Raw genomic sequence first — 19,063 nt, forward strand, 5'->3', positions numbered from 1 at the left:
TTGTATGGATTACCATCAAATTATGACGGTTAAATTATGTTAACGCTTTGGCCCTCTGCTTTTTCCAGGTGTTCCAGACTTTCCTTTGGAAGGTCTGACCGGTCTTTTGCTTGGTCCGTTTGTTTTATTCCAGTCGTTACTGGAGGCAGAAGAGGCACCACGGTATGGGCTTCCTGATTTTTGTTCCGATCTCGGTTTTCCAGAAGATCTTGGTCCTGAAGTACTTTCACCTGCAGCTCCGGCTCTTGGGCCTCTGGAAGGTCGGCCCGAAGGTGTTTTACGGTGTACCGGTTTTTCTTCAATGGCTTCCGCAGGTTTTTTATTCACTCTCTTTGGGGCAGAAACATCTGCTAAAGAGCTTGATTTTGCAACGAGGTTATAGATTCCGGTTTGTTCTTCCGGAGTCAGCTCTCTCCATTCGCCTACAGGAATTCCTTTAAGGCCAATGTTCATGATTCTGGTACGTTCCAGCTTGGTGACTTCGAACCCGAAATGCTCGCACATTCTTCTGATCTGACGGTTCAGTCCCTGAATAAGGATGATTTTAAAAACAAAAGTACTTTCTTTGGTCACTTTACATTTCTTGGTCATCACACCCAGTACGGGAACACCTTTAGCCATTCCGGTAATGAACTGCTCTGTTAGCGGTTTGCTTACGGTAACTACATATTCCTTTTCATGGTTGTTTCCTGCACGAAGGATCTTATTTACCAGGTCTCCGTTATTGGTCAGGAAAATCAATCCCTGAGAATCTTTGTCCAGACGGCCGATAGGAAAAACGCGGTCACTATGGTTCACATGATCTACCATATTGCTTTTCACTCCGGCTTCAGTAGTACTGGTGATGCCAACAGGTTTGTTATAGGCAATTAAGATAGAATGATCTACTTCTTTAGGTTCAATCGTTTGACCATTAACAGTTACGATATCTCCAAAAAATACTTTGTCGCCTACCTTGGCTTTGCGGCCATTGATAAATACATTTCCTTGTTCTATATATCTGTCTGCAGCTCTTCTGGAGCACAGACCGCTCTCACTAATGTATTTATTTAATCGGGTAGTAGAATCAGACATAGATATGGGTATAAATTATTTCAGTTTACAAAGAACCGAATTTATACCCATATATGCTATCAAAATATTTTAAAGCTGATGATTCTAGAAACTAATGTCATCGGCACTGGAGCCATAAGAGGCAGGGATAGGAATGTCCAGTAAGCGCAGAAACACACCTAGTTGTGCCCTATGGTGGATAATTTGTGAATAAGCATGGCGCACAACCTCTGCTTTAGAGGACTTCATATATATCTGTTCCCCATTTCTTAAAGTCCATTCTTCGGACAATAATTGTTCATTTGCTTTCGCGAGGTGAGATCTTCCATCTGCTAATGAAGCTTCAAAAAATGCCATTAACTCCTCATTACTGTTGATGTCCTGTTTTTCATAAGGTGTTTTGGAAAAATCAAGCTCTTCTGTAGTGACAGCCAGAGTAACCCAGGTTGGCAATTCGGCAATATGGGCAGCAAGGGTTTTTACCGTCATGCTTTTTGGATGTGGCTGCCAGTCAAATTTGTCTGCAGGAACAATTGCCAACATTTTACGGGTGGTCAGTGCCTCTTCTTCGAGTTCTTTTAAGAATGTTTTAGTCATATCCATAATCTTGTGTTTTGTTTAAATGTGTAACACAAAGAAAAGAAGAGCCACTGTCAACCCTATGGCAGTCTGTTTTTTTGCTGTGATTAAATTTTAAAAAGCATTTGGATGGAGTAAAGCTCGGGATTTCTGTTGCTCAACTTTTGAAAGTCCGGGGTCAGGCGAGTCGTGTTGGCGTATAAGCCTACGTACCAGGTTTTTACTTGCTACTTATTTAGTTCTTTTTTGAAGGGAGGTTGATAGGGCCCTCTAGGGTCTGTAGCCCTGTCAAGCCTGATTGTTGTTACGTGAAAATTAATTGTAACATAGAAGTGAGATAAGTCAGTGTACGGACTTTGTGTTGACTTTAATAAAATTTATTGCTTATATTGGTACTGTTGAGTGGAAGGGTGTTAACTTTTATGGTTAAATAATTAATTAAATAAATATGGCGAAAGCAGCAAACGGCCCGTTGGGGGCCTTAAACGGAAAATTAAACAACCTGGTTTTTTATACACTAAACGGACAACATATTTGCCGCACCATTGGTGATCCGGGTAAACCAAGTGTCAATCAGCTGGCCAACCGTCAGGCAATGTCAGTAACGATGCAGGTGGTGAAGTCAATCAACGAGTTTATCAGCGTCAGTTTTGACCTGGAGGCTCAGGGGACAGTTAAAAATGCGCATAACCTGGCTACTTCTTATATTAAGAAGAAGGCTTTAAAGGGTGAATATCCCAATCTTTCTGTGGATTATAGTAAGGTAGAGCTAAGTCATGGTACTTTGCAGGGCGCAACAGACCTGAAACTCGAAAAAACAGAAACAGGTGTACAGGTCAGCTGGAATACTGAGGGACGTTATGATGATATCGTCATGATTTTACTTTGTCATCCTTTAAAAAGATCAGCTACTTCCCGCATTAATGCCAGCCGGAGGGATGCGGGAACGTGTTTTATCGAATTGGAGCACCATGGGTACCTGGATGAACCGATAGAAGCTTACATCTGCTTCAGAGCTGCTGATGGTAAGGCGATTTCAGACAGTGTATACTTAGGGAATCTGAACGGAGTCGCAGAAACTGAGGAACAGATCAGCCAGAAAAAGAAATACGAAGAAGTAAAACAGCGGTTTGATGTGGTAGCAGCTGATTACCTATTGCAAATGAAGAACAATTGGGGGAATCCTGTCGATAGCAAGGCTTTCCGAACCCTGGAAAAGGAGTATCAGGTATTGAAGAGCAAACTGGAACATCTTCCTGGGAAACCTGGTTAAACCGTTTAATAGTTCACCGGAAGCATTTTCATGTATTCGCTTAAAGGCATGTGTTCTGTTTTTCTGAAAGCGAGATCGGTTTGGCGAACCTTTACAATTCTCGATACCCGGAAATCCCGGTATTCTTTGCGTAAATGGCACCAGCCTATTAAATGCCAGTTAAAAGCATAGAATATTAAACCTATGGCTTCGACTTCGCGTTTACTGGTCTCTTTGCTGTTATTGCTATATTCTATTTCAATGATGCATTGGGCTGATATGGCATTCTGCAGCAGCGAAAGGTATTCAAACTCATTATTTATAGATTGAGGCAATTGCAGCTTAATGTTGTTGTTCAGGAATTCCAGCTTTTCTTTTTGAGAATTTCTCAGAACCGCCTTTACTTTGTTTAAAGCATTGGTATAGTGGTTTAGGATGGATTTATCTGCAAAACCGGCAACGAGCCTTTCCATGATCAGCAAAGCATTTGCTTCTTCTGAATTAAAGGAAACGGGAGGAAGGAAGTAACCTTGTACAATGTAATAACCTTTGGGTTGCTCAAAACTGATCGGGATACCTTGCTCTGCCAGGGCTTTAATGTCACGGTAAACAGTCCGGACACTGATTTCAAAGCGGTCTGCGATTTGGTCTGCAGTTACGTATTTTTTTGTTTGAAGTAAAAGCAGGATACCAAAAAGTCGGTCAATGCGGTTCATGAGGTTTTCGATTAGGGCTGATAAAGTTAAACATCTTATGCTTTTTAATACACTAAATGTAAAAAGGAATTTAAAAAATCAGGATGAGGTAAATTGGGTTGCCCGGCCAAAAATAAAATTTTAAGTTATATAGTTATCTAATATAGATATTTATTGTATATTATGTATATTTGAAGTGTTGAAACTCAATAAGAAATGGAAGAAAGATTAAAGACGTTAGAAGATAAGCTGGATACATTTATAGATGCGGTTCAGTCGGCCTTTGAAAAGATTGATAAAAATTTTGAATCGTTTAACAAAAGATTTGACGCGATTCATATTAAGCTCAACGTGATCAATGAAAAAGTAGATTTGCTACAGGGTAATTCTTCTTCAACTATTGAAATCCTGGAAACGGGTTTTAATGATATTAAAACGGAAATAAACAAAATTTCGGTAGTGACACGCTATGATCATGATTATCCCTATTTAGATAAATCGAGTCAAAAATTTACTGGTGAAAATTTAAATTAATTCTGCTGTAAAGTAAGGCCGTATATGAGTTCGTCAAATAATAATACTGTGCCCGATGAAATGATTGTCAGCAAAATATATTTTGTTTGTGGTCAAAAGGTTATGCTGGATAGAGATGACAAGAGAAGAGATGGAGAATTGGAGGTCACAATTTGTGACCTCCAAAGAAAGTTGTGAAGGAATGCTTTTTCAAAATGTAGGATTGATGACATTATTTTTCTGCTGTCGCTTAATGCCGGATTTAAGTTTGACAAAGCCATAATTCTCTAAACTTTTCAAGAGAAATGTCTTTTCTTTGTGCTTATGGTTTCCTACATTTCTGCCTCTTACGTTTATCCTGTATCCGCTGCCCCTTTGAAAGATGGAGTGGTTGCCATTGACTCCGAGGGTTTAATTAAAGAAATTTTAACTGCGACTGAAGCAGCATCTAAAGGAATTACGGACATTACCTATTATAAAGGAGCATTGGTCCCTGGGTTTGTCAACACCCATTGTCACCTGGAGCTTTCTCATTTGAAAGGTAAAATCGCCAAACACACCGGACTTCCCGGATTTGTAGAGCAGGTAATCCGCCAAAGACAAGCAGAAGAAACAGAAGTCATTGCTGCTATGGAGGAAGCAGACCGTAAGATGTATGAAAACGGGATTGTTGCAGTAGGCGATATTTCCAATAAACTCATTTCTAAAGAAGTGAAGGAGATCAGCGGGATTCATTACCATACCTTTATTGAAACAATGGGTTTCAATCCGGTCAAAGCCGAAGAAATGATCAAGGCTGCGGTTGAATTGAAAAATGCATTTCTGCCTTTACCCGCTTCGATCGTTCCTCATGCGCCTTATTCTGTTTCTGATGAATTGTTTCGTCAGATCCGGACAGAAGGAGAAAAGAGCAATGACCTGATCAGCATCCATAATCAGGAAACTCCCGATGAGAATGCTTTTTTTGAACATAAAACAGGAAGCTTTTTAAAATTATACCAGTTTCTCGGACTGAACATCGATTTTTTTGAGGCGACAGGGAAAACGTCTTTAGTTTCTTGTCTGTCTAAACTTTCAACTGCACAAAAAACATTATTGGTGCACAATACTTTTACCAATAAGTCAGATCTTGATTTTGCTTCAGCTCATCACCAGTCTTTATACTGGTGCTTATGTCCAAATGCAAACCTATATATAGAAGATAAATTGCCGGAATTACAACTCCTGCAGGAGGCAAACGTTACAATTACCCTGGGGACCGATAGTCTGGCGAGTAATGATCAACTCAGCATTATTGAAGAAATGAAAACCTTACAGGATTATTTTAAAATCTCTTTTGATGAGCTCCTCAAATGGGCAACATGGAACGGTGCGGCGTTCTTAGGAATTGAAGATCATTTTGGTAGTTTAGCGGTCGGAAAAGCACCTGGTATCGTCCTGCTGGAAATTGTGGACAACTCTGTTGATAACCCTGTGGATAACTATGTGGATATCCTGATAACCGGCAAAATTAAAAGAATAGCTTAGTAGATATGTCGAACAGAATTACAACCTTATTTAATATACAATATCCTGTTATCCAGGCAGGAATGATTTGGTGCAGTGGCTGGAGGCTCGCTTCAGCGGTCTCCAATGCCGGAGGATTGGGAATTATTGGCGCAGGATCTATGTATCCGGAAGTGTTGAGAACTCACGTTCGTAAATGCAAAAATGCCACCTCAAAACCCTTTGCTGTGAATGTTCCATTGCTCTATCCCAATGTGGAAGAAATCATGAACATCATTGTAGAAGAAGGCGTAAAGATTGTGTTCAGTTCTGCAGGAAATCCGGCCAGCTGGACCGGCTTTTTAAAAGAAAAAGGAATTACTGTGGTACATGTGATTGCCAATACCAAGTTTGCTTTGAAGGCAGAGGCTTGTGGGGTTGATGCCGTAGTTGCAGAAGGCTTCGAAGCCGGAGGGCACAATGGAAGAGAAGAAACCACAACCTTATGTTTGATTCCTATGATCAAAGATCAGTTGAAAATTCCGGTAATTGCTGCCGGAGGGATAGGCAGTGGAAGAGCGATGCTTGCGGCCCTGGCCCTGGGCGCTGATGGGGTACAGATCGGATCGGCTTTTGCCGTGGCAGAGGAATCCTCTGCGCATCCTGATTTTAAAAACAGAATCATTAATGCCGTTGAAGGAGATACCAAGCTCAGAATGAAAAAACTGGTGCCGGTCAGACTGCTGAAAAATACTTTTGAAGAAACCATTGCCCAGGCGGAAGCCGAAGGGGCAAATGCAGAAACATTGAAACAGCTTTTAGGGCGTGCACGCGCGAAATTAGGTATGTTTGAAGGAAATTTGGAAGAAGGAGAGCTGGAAATCGGACAGGTATCCGCCATGTTAAAGGAGATTAAACCTGCTGCAGCCATTCTTAACGGGATTTGGCAGGAGTTTTTAATAGCACAACAGCGTATCAGTTCACTGGAATTTTAACACAATTGACTATAATATTTGAATTATAAATGAAACACATCAAGATAAGAATTACCGGAAAAGTGCAGGGTGTATCTTTCAGGCAAACCACAAAAGCAATCGCAGATCAGATGGGCGTCCGTGGAATGATAAGAAATGAGAAAGATGGCAGTGTGTATATGGAAGCCGAAGGTGACGATACTTCACTGGAGGTTTTTCAGGAATGGTGTAATGAAGGTCCGGACAGGGCAAAGATCGAGAATGTAGAAGTGACTTCGGGGGAACTGAAGAACTACCGTAATTTTGAAATTATCAAAAAGTAGCACGTGTCTGTTTTAAAAAAATTCCTTGGTCAGACGGCAATTTATGGTTTAAGCACTGTATTTTCCAGGCTGTTTAATTTTATCCTGACACCGATCTATACCGGCAAATTTGCTGCAGGTACGTATGGGATCTTTACCACGATGTATGCTTATGCCTCAATGATCAATGCGGTACTGGCTTTCGGGATGGAAAGTACCTATTTCCGATACCTGAATAAACATGAGGATAAAAAGCAGGAGGTATATAACAACTCCTTTTTGTGTATTGCTTTTATATCTGTCTTGTTTTTAGTGACCGGACTGGTCTTTTCCAATCCCATTGCAAATTACCTGACCGATGATCCAAAACAGCTGGCCGACTATAAAAGTTATGTTCAGTATTTTATCTGGATCCTATTTGTAGATGCGATATGTGTCATTCCCTTTGCCAAGTTAAGGGCCGATAACAAAGCTTTTAAATATAGCCTGATTAAGTTCATGAACATCGGTTGTTTTGTGGGGTTCAACCTTTTGTTTATTTACGTGATTCCGTTGATGATCAAACACCAATGGCCAATGGGGGAGTGGTTTGCTTCCTGGTACAGAGGAATCTGGGTGGGCTATGTTTTCATTGCCAATCTAATCGCGAGTCTGGTGACTTTTGTCTTGCTGTTACCGGAGTTTTTAAAGATTCAACTTAAATTTGATAAGGAACTGTTCGGAAAAATGTTCTCTTATTCCTGGCCGATTCTGGTAGCTAACCTCTCTTTTATTGTGAATGAAAACCTGGATAAAATTGTGCTGAGCAGGTTATTGCCCGACTCGATTGCCGATCATGAGGTCGGGATCTACGGTGCGGTTTGCAAAATCGCGATCTTCATCAGCATCTTTATCACTGCCTTCAGGCTAGGCGCAGAACCTTTCTTCTTCAGTCATGCTAAAAATGCAAATGCTAAAAAGACATATGCAACGATCTTACATTATTTTGTCATCGCCTTAGCTGTATTATTTGTAGGGCTGATTGCCAATATTGAACTGCTGAAACACTTCATCCGTAAGGAAGAGTACTGGGTAGGATTACCTGCAGTTCCTTATTTGCTGTTCGGTTATGTTTGTTTGGGCATTTATATGAATCTGTCTATCTGGTATCGTTTATCTGACCAGACCCGCTTTGGATTGTACATTTCTATCGTCGGCGCATCGATCACTATCTTGTTAAATTTTGTCCTCATTCCTAAATATAGCTATATGGGTTCTGCGTGGGTGTCTATGCTGGCTTATTTTGTCATGATGGTGATTTCCTATGTTTTAGGGCAAAAATATTATCCCATTCCCTATAACCTGAAAAGGATCCTGAGTTACCTGATCATCTCTGTAATTCTGGTGATTTTATCTTTCTGGGTATTTAACAGAAACATTTATATCGGAAATGCCATGCTGCTCGTTTTCATAGCGGGTATTGCCTATCTTGAAAAAGATGAATTAAAGGTAATACTGTTTAAAAAGTAAAAGATTAACAACAATATATACAACAATGAAGATTAATATCATTAACAATTCCGGACACACCTTGCCTCAATATGAAACTGCACATGCTGCGGGGATGGACATGCGTGCTTTCGTCGAAACTGAAATCACCATTAAACCTTTACAACGTGTGTTGATTCCAACAGGTTTACACATTGAGCTGCCTGTAGGTTTTGAAGCGCAGATCCGCCCTCGTAGTGGATTGGCTTATAAACATGGCATCAGTATTGTGAATTCTCCGGGAACGATTGATGCCGATTATCGTGGAGAGATCAAAGTATTGTTAGTGAACCTTTCTGATACTGATTTTGTCGTAAATAACGGAGATAGGATCGCACAGATGGTGATCGCCAAACATGAAACCATTTCATGGGAAGCAGTGGAAGAGCTAGGTGACACTGTACGTGGTGCAGGTGGATACGGACATACCGGAAAATAAAAAAAAATGAAGCAAAGGTCTCTTTTACTGCCATTACTTTTTGCAGGCCTGTCGGCCGTAGCGCAACAGCCTGTAAAACCGGTATTGGATAGTAACGCGGTAAAAAACCTTTTTTTTGCCGGCCTGAGAGAAAAGCTGAATGAAAATTATAGCAAGGCCGGTGAAAGCTTTAATAAAATCTTAACCATAGACCCGAATAATGCAGCAGTGCATTACGAAATCGCGAGCCTGAACTATCGGCAGAATAAGCTGGAAGATGCGGAGGTTTCGATCAAAAAGTCGGTCGCACTGGATGCCGACAACCTTTGGTACTGGAAACTTCTGGCCGAATTGTACAAGCGTAAAGGGAATATGGAAGGACTGGTAACGGTCTTTACGCAAATGATCCGGTTGTCGCCGGATAATGATGCTTATTATTTTGACAAGTCTAATGCTTACCTTTTAATGGGGAAGACGGAAGAAGCTTTAAAGGGCTATGACCTTTTGGAGCAAAAATTCGGACCTTCAAAAGCGCTGACCCAGGCCCGCCAAAGGATCACGCTGGGAACAGGGAAAGCAGCCACGAAACAGGAGGTCGATAAGATCCTTGCGGAAGGGCAGGATGATGTTAAAGATTTGCTGGAAATGAGCGAGTCCCTGATGGAAAAAGGACAACATGAAACGGCTTTGCCATTGCTCCTGAAAGCAAAAACAGTGGCTCCCGAAGATTATGAGGTAGACCTGGCTCTTGCCGATTATTACCGCAATTCAAAAAACAGTACTGCTGCCGGACAGGCATTGAGGACGGCTTTTGCCAATTCGGGAATGCCGGCAGAAAGGAAGATCAAGATTGTGATGATGCTTGCCGGAGGAGCAGCCAGAAATAAAGCCAGGACACAGGAGGCAGGAGAACTGGCGAAGATCATGGTGGAGTCCAACCCATCAGATCCCAAAGCTCAGGCTTTATATGGGGATATCTTATACCAACAGGGAAACCTTTCTGCAGCACTGGAGCAGTATCAGGCCGTGTTAAAGAAGACGGAAGACCTGTATGCGGTCTGGGAACAGGTTTTAAATATTCAGACGAGTCTGGGGTTATATAAGGAGGCGGTGAAGACCGGAGATGCTGCCATGGGAATCTATCCCAATCAGGCCATTATTTATTACTATACCGCTTTTGCGTTGCATCGCGACAATCAAAACGCAGCCGCACTGAGCAATATTAAAACAGCTTTGCAGCTGGATGGAGACAATAAAGACCTTCAGGCTTTGATTCTGGGGCTACAAGGTGAAATCCTGATTGACGAACAGAAATTTTCGGAAGCGAACGCTGCTTTCGATAAGGCTGTAGCGCTGGCACCGACAAATTACTTATTGCTAAACAACTATGCTTTTTACCTCGCCCTGCGAAACCAACACCTCGCTAAAGCGGAATCATTGATTGCTAAAGCTGCGGCCGCAATGCCTGGGAATCCTTCTGTTGCAGATACTTATGCATTGGTGTTACTGAAGCTGGAAAAATATGATCAGGCTAAAGTATGGGCAGAGCAGGCTTTGCAGAGCATTGGAGCCAAAAACGGACTTTACCTGGAGCATTATGGTGACATCCTGTTCTTAAAAGGGGAAAAGGAGCTGGCATTGGTCCAATGGCAAAAAGCAAAAGAGGCAGGAAATGACTCTGGAATATTAAACCGAAAGATCAATGAAAAGAAATACATTAAATAGCGTACTGCTGCTGACATTGCTGGCTTTCATGCTGGCTGCCTGTAAAACAAAAAAGAAAGTAGTGGTGGTCGTACCCCCGGTCACGGATACTGTGGCAGTAGATCGTAAAAAGTCGGAAACATTACAGCTTTTGCAACAAAAAGATGTGGCCTTTACGAGTCTGTCTTTAAAAGGAAAAGCAATTCTGGACATCAACGGGCTTTCAAATAATGTGAATATGAACATTCGCATCAGGAAAGATGAGGGCATTTGGGTCAGCGTGACCGGACTGATGGGAATTGAAGGTGCACGTGCACTCATTACCCCGGACAGCATTAAGGTGCTTAACAAATTACAAGGGGTATATCTGAAAAAGCCCTTTAATTATGTACACCGCTTTTCGAATAAACAGGTAAACTTTAAAATGCTTCAGGCCATCTTATCGGGAAACACGATCGGAGAACTCATGACGGAGCGTTCCGACCTGCAGTTTGAGAATGGAGTTTGGGTGTTACAGGGAGAGCAGGCAGAGCTGGGTTACCGTGTTTTGTTCAATACCTTACTGAAGGTTTCTGAGAGCAATCTGAACGACCTGAAATCCTGGAAAGCCTTAAAGGTGGTTTATGGAGATTATCAAAATATGAACGGCACTTTATTCCCTACAACTTTAAGTATCAATTCGATGGCGGGTACGCAGAAGATCAATCTTAAACTGGACTTTTCAAAAGTAGAAAGCAATGTTCCTGTGGAATTTCCGTTTAATGTTCCAGGTAAGTATGAAGTAATAAACTGATTTTTTTCCTACTTTTGACGCAATGAAGCTAAATAAATTACTTTTACTCCTATTATTGGTATGCTCCGCAACCATCGCCGTTGCGCAAAACAGTTCAGAGCTTAAAAGAAAAAAGGAAGCTATTCAGCGCGAAATAGAACTCTTGCAGAGAAACCTTACCAAGACTGCAAAGAACAAAAAACTTACTCAGAGTCAGATCAATGCATTAAATACGCAAATCAGTTTAATGCAGAACAAGATCACGGTCATCAATTCTGAAATCAAAAACCTTGACAATCAGATTCATGAGAACACCAATACGGTCATTAATTTAAAAGGACAGCTTTCACAACTCAAAAAGGAATATGCAGGAATGATCCGTTTTGCGCAGCGCAACCGGAATGCTTATGAAAAGATGATGTTTGTCTTTGCATCGAGTGATTTTAACCAGGCATATAAGCGGATTAAGTACCTTCAGCAGTTTGGTCAATACCGTAAAAAACAGGCGGGATACATTCAGGGAACACAGAAAGACCTGAACTATAAGATCGTGGTTCTCGATAAAAATTTAAAGGAAAAAAGTAGTCTCCTACATGAGCAGGAGAATGAAAAAGATAAGCTGGGCAAGAATAAAAATGAACAGGCCCAGGTGCTGAATAAGATCAGTAAGCAGGAAAAACAATACAAACAGGATATTGTAAGCCGCAAAAAACAACAGGCACAGATTGACCGGAGTATCCGGGCGGCCATTGTTCGGGAGATTGCCATCGCCAGAAAGAAAGCGGAAGAAGCGGCGAGAGCTGCTGAAAGAGCTGCGGCGGCAAAAGCGGCTGCGGAAAGAGCAGCAGCAATAGCGAAAGCCAAGGCGGAAAATAAACCTGCTCCGGTAGCAGTAGCGGCCAAACCGAAGACGGTAACAGCCAACAGCAGCAACAACTACCTGACGGCAACTCCGGAAGCGGCAAAACTATCTGCGGCATTTGAAAGCAACCGCGGGTCCTTACCATGGCCGGTGGCTGCAGGAACGACGACAGAAAGCTTTGGAAAGCATAAAGTAGGTCAGGCGGGCTACGATAATGCCGGAATTACCATTCAAACGAGTGAAGGTGCTGCGGTAAGATCAGTGTTTAACGGAAAAGTTACTAAAGTCGGAAATGCCCTTGGAAGGTACTATGTGCTGATCAAACACGGACAGTTTTTTACGGTTTATCAGAACCTGAAATCTGTGAGTGTAGGACAGGGAGACGATGTGAGTACAAAACAGACGATCGGTACGGTGGCTTCATCAGGGGATATGCCGGAACTTCAATTCCAGATCTACAGAGGAGCAGTCGCTCAGAATCCTGCAGGATGGCTTTCTGCAAAATAGAGGATTGAGCAATAAATGTTTATATTTGTATTATAGATTAAAAAAAATAGGGTAAAATGTATACAGGGACAGTATTGGAATTCTTAAATATGGGCGGAGGAGAGATCATGCTCATCCTGGCTGTAGTGCTTTTGTTATTTGGTGGTAAAAAATTACCGGAACTGGCACGTGGCTTAGGAAAAGGAATCCGTGATTTTAAAGACGCTTCTGAAGGCGTGAAAAGAGAAATCCACCGCAACATTAATTCCGTAGGTATAGTGGACGACATAGATTCGATCATTAAAGATACGAACAGCAATGACCGTCACCACCCAACAGAAACCAGTCTGGAGGAACAAATGTATCCTGGCAGCAGTACTGCTAAAGAAGGAATAGACTTAGATAAAAAGGAAGCTGTTGCTAGCAATAGCACGGAGAACCCTAAAATAGAAACAGATAAAACACAACTTTAACTAAAATATCATGTTAAACACAACCATATTAATCGCTGGCTTAGGTGGTGCAGAAATCGCCATTATTCTTGTTATTGTTTTACTACTTTTCGGTGGTAAAAAAATTCCTGAATTGATGCGTGGTTTAGGTAAAGGTATTAAGGAATTTAAAGATGGCAAAGAAGGTGTGGATGGTAATGGCTCTGATGTCGTTGAACAAAACCGCACCAACAAACCTTTATAGGTTTTAAGTCCAATTTTAAATTTAACCTATTCTTGAAATTTGAAGAAGTATAGCTCCTTATCAGAGATACAGTCCCTTATTGCTCAAAAAAAATTAAGTTTATCTGAGCTTCTGGATCACTATTTTAAGCAGATAGAAAGTCATCAACACCTCAATGCTTTTAATGAGGTGTTTTTTTATTCTGCGGCCGCCCAGGCTGCAGCAGTACAGGAGAAAATTGATCAGGGAACTGCCGGGAAACTGGCGGGGATGGTGATCGGTATTAAAGATAACATCTCTTACAAAGACCATGAGGTAACGGCCTCTTCCAAAATGCTGGAAGGTTTTGTTTCTCCGTATTCTGCTACTGTTGTTGCACGTTTACTTGCCGAAGATGCCATCATCATCGGAAGGCTGAATTGCGATGAGTTTGCAATGGGTGGATCTAATGAGACTTCTTATTATGGGGTAGTGAAAAATGCGGCAGATACTTCGCGTGTTGCCGGGGGATCTTCAGGGGGCTCAGCAGTAGCCGTTCAGGCAGACCTTTGCTTATCGGCATTGGGCACTGATACCGGTGGATCTGTCAGACAGCCTGCGGCATTTTGCGGATGTATCGGATTGAAGCCTACTTATGGGCGGATTTCCAGGTATGGTGTGATTGCTTATGCCTCTTCATTTGATCAGGTAGGAACGATCACTTCTTCGGTAGGCGATGCGGCCATTTTACTGGAAGTGCTGGCCGGAGCGGATGATCATGACAGTACGGTATCTCAAAGAGAAGTGCCGGATTACAAAGCTGGTTTATCAACTGGCGGTGTAAAAAAGATTGCGGTATTAAAGGAGACATTGGAAAGTGAAGCGCTGGATCCTGAAATTAAATCTGCAATCCTGGAAGCCATTGAACGTTTTAAAAGTCAGGGCCATACGGTTGAGTACGTGTCTTTTGACCTGCTGGATTACCTGGTGCCTGCGTATTATGTATTGACCACTGCAGAAGCTTCGTCGAATTTGTCACGTTATGACGGCGTCCATTACGGCCACCGGAATACAGAAGCAACGAATCTGAACGATTTGTATAAAGCATCCAGAGCGGAAGGTTTTGGGGAAGAGGTAAAAAGACGGATCCTTTTAGGTACTTTCGTTTTAAGTGCAGGATATTATGATGCTTATTATCAGAAAGCACAGCAGGTAAGAAGGCTGATCCGTGAAAAGATGGAAGCGCTGCTGGTAGATTTCGATGTGATCTTAAGCCCGGTAACGCCAACACCACCTTTTAAAATCGGAGAAAATATCGAAGATCCATTGGTGATGTATATGGCAGATATCTTTACGGTACTGGCCTCTCTGACGGGAATTCCGGCGATCGCAATTCCGTTGGGCAATAATAAAGAAGGATTACCGTTAAGTTTACAGCTTATGGCAAAGCACTTTAAGGAACAGGAACTACTTTCCCTGTCCCATACATTTTTAACCTAGACCCAATGTCACCACACATTGTCTGTGAAATCTGCCGGCCAGCTTCATAGACTTTGAGGACAAAAAAATGCCTATGAAAATAAATGTACTTTTTGCATCTTGTATTTTAGCACTAACCAGCTTTTCAGCAATTGCTCAGCAACATCAGGCTTTACAAATTAACGACACCATTCCGGTCCCTGTTTTACCGGAAACCCCAACTTTTTACAATCACAACTTCGGCTATAAGGCCCGTCTGGATTCTATTCAGAAAATGGTGCCCCTCAGCTATAATGAGCATGTACAGAAGTACATCGACATCTATAGCGGAAGGAAAGATATGATGGGGAAGATGTTAGGCCTTTCAGACTATTACTTCCCTGTTTTTGAAAAAGCATTAAAATATTATAACATTCCTGAGGAGATCAAATACCTGCCGGTCATAGAATCTTCTATGAACGCACATGCGGTATCCAGGGTTGGCGCTACAGGTCTGTGGCAGTTCATGTTTGCTACGGCAAAAGATTATGGACTGAACATGGATAATTTTGTAGATGAAAGAAAAGATCCGATTCAGGCCAGCTATGCAGCTGCAGCCTATTTCAGAGATGCTTACGAGGAGCTGGGCGACTGGCTTCTGGCGATTGCAGCCTATAACTGCGGAATGGGAAATGTGAAAAAAGCGATGCTTAAAGCAGATTCTCAGGATTTCTGGGAAATCAGAGGATACCTTCCTATGGAAACCAGAAATTATGTACCTGCATTCATCGCTGCGATCTATGTGATGAACTATCCTGGTCAGCATCAGATCCGGGTGCAGAAATCCCCATTCGTAAAAAATACCGATACGATTCATGTGAACCGTTTCGTTTCCCTTCCTCAACTGGCAGGTGCATTGAGTATCGATGAAGATGCTTTGTGCAGTCTGAACCCTTCTTATAAAAAGAAGATTGTCAATGGAACAGAACTGGAGCCCAAGCGGATCATTATTCCAAAGGTGAACATGGCCCAGTTTGCACAGATCTATGAAGTGCTGAACAATGCGGAACTGGACGTGAATCCTAATGTGGTTCTGGCATCTAACGATGACCGCAGGCGGAAGAAGAAGGTGGTAGAACGCCCTTTAGCCGCAGTTTCCTATCATAAGGTTCGACCGGGCCAGACCCTTAGCGCAATTGCGGATCAGTATCATGTGGAGGTTCAGGATTTAAAAGTCTGGAACGGACTCAAAGGCTCCTCGATTGTACCTGGACAAAAACTCAAAGTTCACAACCCTCAACCTTCCAAAAAGCGAAAAATGGCCATAAAAGGCTAATCATTGCTTTTAATCGGGATTCCTTTTTTATTTCTGGGCTAATTAAAAGATTGTAACTTTGGCCCTTTATAAATGAACTGATTTATGAGTAAAATTAACAGGAAGCAAGATGCTTTGGACTACCACTCGCAAGGGCGACCGGGGAAAATACAGGTAATACCGACAAAACCAACAAACTCTCAGAGAGATCTGGCATTGGCGTATTCACCAGGTGTAGCTGAACCTTGTTTAAAAATAGCAGAAAACACAGAAGATGTATATAAATATACCGCGAAGGGAAACCTGGTTGCGGTAATTAGTAACGGAACAGCGGTTTTAGGTCTTGGCGATATCGGTCCTGAAGCGGGTAAACCTGTGATGGAAGGTAAAGGTCTTCTTTTCAAGATTTTTGCCGATATCGATGTTTTTGACTTAGAACTCGATACTAAAAACGTTGATGATTTTGTTAAAATAGTAAAAGCCCTTGAGCCTACTTTCGGCGGGGTGAACCTGGAAGATATTAAAGCACCGGAGTGCTTTGAAATTGAACGTCGTTTGAAAGAGGAAATGAATATTCCTGTGATGCACGATGATCAGCATGGTACCGCCATTATCTCTGCCGCAGCATTGATCAATGCCTGCGAATTGCAGAAAAAGAAAATGGATAAGGTTAAGATTGTGGTGAATGGTGCCGGTGCTGCCGCGATTTCCTGTACCCGTCTTTATGTTTCTTTAGGTGCAAAAAAAGAAAATATCGTGATGTGCGACCGTTCGGGCGTGATTCGCGACAACAGGGTAAACCTGGATGCGATTAAAGCTGAATTTGCAACTTCAAGAGATTTGACTACGCTGGAAGATGCAATGAAAGATTCTGATGTATTCATCGGTCTTTCTTCTGCAGATTGTGTAACGGTTGACATGTTGAAATCGATGGCCAAAAACCCGATCGTTTTTGCTATGGCAAACCCTAATCCGGAGATTGCTTATGAACTGGCCATCAGCTCCCGCAAGGATTTGATCATGGCTACGGGACGTTCTGACTATCCTAACCAGGTGAACAATGTATTGGGATTCCCGTACATTTTCAGAGGGGCGCTGGACGTAAGGGCAACGAGCATCAACGAGGCGATGAAAATTGCTGCAGTGAAGGCGATTGCTGAACTGGCAAAGAAATCTGTTCCAGAGGCCGTAAACATGGCTTATAACGAAAAGAATATTAAGTTCGGTAAAGACTATATCATTCCAAAGCCAGTGGATTTGCGTTTGATGACGAATGTATCTACTGCGGTGGCTAAAGCGGCAATCGAATCTGGTGTTGCCCGCAAAATCATCACCGACTGGGATGCGTATACGGAAGAGTTGAAACAACGTTTGGGAATGGATGATGCGATTATGCGCGCCATCACTAACAAAGCGAAGTCTGACCCTAAACGTGTGGTATTCACTGAGGCTGATAATTACAAGATCCTGAAAGCAGCTCAGATTGTGAAAGATGAAAATATCGCCATTCCGGTCCTGTTGGGAAATAAAGAAATCATCAATAAAATTATTGAAGAGAATGCTTTAGAACTGGAAGGCGTGGAAATCATGGATCCTTTCTTAGAGCCTGAGCGTATGAAAAAATATGCAGAAGCTTTGTATCAGAAGAGACAAAGAAGAGGAGTAACCTTGTTTGAAGCGAATAAATTTTTGCGCGACAGGAATTACTTCGGTGCTTCAATGGTGGAATTTGGGGAGGTAGATGCGATGATTTCTGGTTTGACCAAGAATTATGTGTCTACGATTAAGCCTGCCTTACAGGTGATCGGTACGGAACCAGGTGTAAACCGGGTTGCAGGAATGTACATGATGATGACCAAAAAAGGGCCTGTATTTTTTGGAGATACTACGGTAAATGTAGACCCAACAGTAGAGGAATTGGTAGACATTACCTTATTGCTGGAACGTGCGGTACGTAAGTTTAATATTCAGCCAAGAATTGCCTTACTTTCGTATTCAAACTTCGGTTCAAACGAAGGTGTAGTTCCTGAAAAAGTAAGAAAAGCAGTGAAAATTCTTCACGAAAAGCACCCTGATATTATCGTAGATGGCGAAATGCAAGGAAATTTTGCAATTAACAATTCTTTGCTGAAAGATAACTTTCCTTTTAGTAGCTTAGTAGATGCTCCTGCAAATACTTTGGTATTCCCGAACCTGGAGTCCGGAAATATCGCATACAAATTGTTGCAGGAATTGGGCGGTGCGGAAGCGGTAGGTCCGATTCTACTGGGATTGAACAAACCTGTTCACATTGTACAGTTGGGCAGCTCGGTTCGTGAGATTGTAAATATGGTCACTTTAGCCGTTCTTGATGTTCAGTCGAAAGAACAGGAAGCAAACGCTAAAAAAGGTGGTTTATTAAAAAGAATAACTAAGAAATAGGAATTATGTTTGAATATATTGATGGTAAGCTGACCTTTAAATGCCCCGCTTATATTGTTGTGGAGGCCGGAGGAATTGGTTACCATATCAATATTTCACTGAATACTTATAGCAGTCTGGCAGATGTGGAACGCTGCAAGGTGTATACCTGGCTCCACGTAAAAGAAGACGCACATACTTTATACGGATTTGCAGATGAGGGAGAGCGCAGGCTCTTCCTTCATCTGATCTCTGTTTCCGGAATCGGGCCCAATACGGGAAGGATGATGCTTTCTTCCATCACGCCTACAGAAATTCAAACGGCTATTGTGAATGGTGATTTGCCTTTAATCCAGCGGATTAAAGGAATTGGTGTAAAATCTGCACAGCGCTTAGTGCTGGAATTGCAGGATAAATTGAAAAAAGAAGGAACCGGATCTTTGATCGCGGCACCTCTAAATAATACTGTTAGAGAAGAAGCTTTATCAGCCTTGATGATGCTCGGGTTTGCAAAACAGCCTGCGGAGAAATCAATTGATAATGCAGTGAAAAACGGTGGTGTGGACTTATCAGTAGAACAAATGATTAAAATAGCTTTGAAGAACTTATAACCT

General features: G+C 42.1%; 19 protein-coding genes. 16 read left to right on the forward strand and 3 right to left on the reverse strand.

Annotated elements, in window-relative coordinates:
• Positions 1 to 39: 39 nt before the first annotated feature.
• Entirely contained in the window at positions 40 to 1,074 is a 1,035-nt protein-coding gene (rluF, locus tag BLQ87_RS15535) for a 23S rRNA pseudouridine(2604) synthase RluF (protein ID WP_074608408.1), read from the reverse strand.
• Positions 1,075 to 1,158: 84 nt separating this feature from the next.
• Positions 1,159 to 1,650 carry a DinB family protein gene (locus BLQ87_RS15540; RefSeq protein ID WP_317048280.1) on the reverse strand — a complete coding sequence of 164 codons (492 nt, stop codon included), beginning with the start codon at positions 1,648 to 1,650 and terminating at the stop codon, positions 1,159 to 1,161.
• A gap of 430 nt (positions 1,651 to 2,080) precedes the next feature.
• Between BLQ87_RS15540 and BLQ87_RS15545 the strand changes: the two genes are divergently transcribed.
• Positions 2,081 to 2,905 carry a DUF6266 family protein gene (locus tag BLQ87_RS15545; protein ID WP_074608412.1) on the forward strand — a complete coding sequence of 275 codons (825 nt, stop codon included), beginning with the start codon at positions 2,081 to 2,083 and terminating at the stop codon, positions 2,903 to 2,905.
• A gap of 5 nt (positions 2,906 to 2,910) precedes the next feature.
• Here BLQ87_RS15545 and BLQ87_RS15550 read toward each other — a convergent pair whose 3' ends face one another.
• Positions 2,911 to 3,600, reverse strand: a complete 690-nt coding sequence (locus tag BLQ87_RS15550) for a helix-turn-helix transcriptional regulator (protein WP_074608415.1) — start codon at positions 3,598 to 3,600, stop codon at positions 2,911 to 2,913.
• Between the two features lie 195 nt (positions 3,601 to 3,795).
• Here BLQ87_RS15550 and BLQ87_RS15555 point away from each other — a divergent pair, with 195 nt between their 5' ends.
• From BLQ87_RS15555 to ruvA, 15 genes are all read left to right on the forward strand, one after another.
• Positions 3,796 to 4,113 (forward strand): hypothetical protein, encoded by a 318-nt coding sequence (locus BLQ87_RS15555; RefSeq protein ID WP_074608417.1) that lies wholly within the window; start codon positions 3,796 to 3,798, stop codon positions 4,111 to 4,113.
• Between the two features lie 303 nt (positions 4,114 to 4,416).
• A complete protein-coding gene (locus tag BLQ87_RS15560) occupies positions 4,417 to 5,619 on the forward strand; it encodes an amidohydrolase family protein (RefSeq protein ID WP_074608420.1) in 1,203 nt (400 codons plus the stop codon).
• A 5-nt stretch (positions 5,620 to 5,624) separates the two neighbouring features.
• The gene (locus BLQ87_RS15565; protein ID WP_074608422.1) at positions 5,625 to 6,572 is read left to right on the forward strand and encodes an NAD(P)H-dependent flavin oxidoreductase; all 948 of its coding nucleotides are present in this window, start codon (positions 5,625 to 5,627) and stop codon (positions 6,570 to 6,572) included.
• A gap of 29 nt (positions 6,573 to 6,601) precedes the next feature.
• Positions 6,602 to 6,874 carry an acylphosphatase gene (locus BLQ87_RS15570; protein ID WP_074608425.1) on the forward strand — a complete coding sequence of 91 codons (273 nt, stop codon included), beginning with the start codon at positions 6,602 to 6,604 and terminating at the stop codon, positions 6,872 to 6,874.
• 3 nt (positions 6,875 to 6,877) lie between these two features.
• Positions 6,878 to 8,362, forward strand: a complete 1,485-nt coding sequence (locus BLQ87_RS15575) for a lipopolysaccharide biosynthesis protein (protein WP_083361898.1) — start codon at positions 6,878 to 6,880, stop codon at positions 8,360 to 8,362.
• A 25-nt stretch (positions 8,363 to 8,387) separates the two neighbouring features.
• The gene (dut, locus tag BLQ87_RS15580; RefSeq protein WP_074608428.1) at positions 8,388 to 8,819 is read left to right on the forward strand and encodes a dUTP diphosphatase; all 432 of its coding nucleotides are present in this window, start codon (positions 8,388 to 8,390) and stop codon (positions 8,817 to 8,819) included.
• 6 nt (positions 8,820 to 8,825) lie between these two features.
• Positions 8,826 to 10,523: a tetratricopeptide repeat protein gene (locus BLQ87_RS15585; RefSeq protein WP_074608430.1), complete on the forward strand. Its 1,698-nt coding sequence runs from the start codon at positions 8,826 to 8,828 to the stop codon at positions 10,521 to 10,523.
• Positions 10,501 to 11,295, forward strand: a complete 795-nt coding sequence (locus BLQ87_RS15590) for a lipoprotein insertase outer membrane protein LolB1 (RefSeq protein ID WP_074608432.1) — start codon at positions 10,501 to 10,503, stop codon at positions 11,293 to 11,295. The genes BLQ87_RS15585 and BLQ87_RS15590 overlap by 23 nt, the downstream gene beginning before the upstream one ends.
• Positions 11,296 to 11,317: 22 nt before the next feature.
• Positions 11,318 to 12,643 (forward strand): murein hydrolase activator EnvC family protein, encoded by a 1,326-nt coding sequence (locus BLQ87_RS15595; protein WP_074608435.1) that lies wholly within the window; start codon positions 11,318 to 11,320, stop codon positions 12,641 to 12,643.
• Positions 12,644 to 12,699: 56 nt separating this feature from the next.
• Positions 12,700 to 13,095 carry a Sec-independent protein translocase subunit TatA/TatB gene (locus BLQ87_RS15600; RefSeq protein WP_074608437.1) on the forward strand — a complete coding sequence of 132 codons (396 nt, stop codon included), beginning with the start codon at positions 12,700 to 12,702 and terminating at the stop codon, positions 13,093 to 13,095.
• Positions 13,096 to 13,105: 10 nt separating this feature from the next.
• Positions 13,106 to 13,318, forward strand: a complete 213-nt coding sequence (locus BLQ87_RS15605; protein WP_074608439.1) for a Sec-independent protein translocase subunit TatA/TatB — start codon at positions 13,106 to 13,108, stop codon at positions 13,316 to 13,318.
• A 39-nt stretch (positions 13,319 to 13,357) separates the two neighbouring features.
• Positions 13,358 to 14,776 carry an Asp-tRNA(Asn)/Glu-tRNA(Gln) amidotransferase subunit GatA gene (gene gatA, locus BLQ87_RS15610; RefSeq protein WP_074608441.1) on the forward strand — a complete coding sequence of 473 codons (1,419 nt, stop codon included), beginning with the start codon at positions 13,358 to 13,360 and terminating at the stop codon, positions 14,774 to 14,776.
• Positions 14,777 to 14,849: 73 nt separating this feature from the next.
• Complete coding sequence (locus BLQ87_RS15615; protein ID WP_074608991.1) at positions 14,850 to 16,070, forward strand: lytic transglycosylase domain-containing protein; 1,221 nt, start codon at positions 14,850 to 14,852, stop codon at positions 16,068 to 16,070.
• Positions 16,071 to 16,154: 84 nt separating this feature from the next.
• Positions 16,155 to 18,470, forward strand: coding sequence for an NADP-dependent malic enzyme (locus BLQ87_RS15620; RefSeq protein ID WP_074608443.1), 2,316 nt, complete (start codon positions 16,155 to 16,157; stop codon positions 18,468 to 18,470).
• 5 nt (positions 18,471 to 18,475) lie between these two features.
• On the forward strand, positions 18,476 to 19,060 hold the full coding sequence (gene ruvA / locus BLQ87_RS15625) for a Holliday junction branch migration protein RuvA (RefSeq protein WP_069378652.1): 585 nt from the start codon (positions 18,476 to 18,478) through the stop codon (positions 19,058 to 19,060).
• The last annotated feature ends 3 nt before the right edge of the window (positions 19,061 to 19,063 follow it).

The sequence above is a fragment of the Pedobacter steynii genome, assembly GCF_900103665.1.
GTDB lineage: Bacteria > Bacteroidota > Bacteroidia > Sphingobacteriales > Sphingobacteriaceae > Pedobacter > Pedobacter steynii.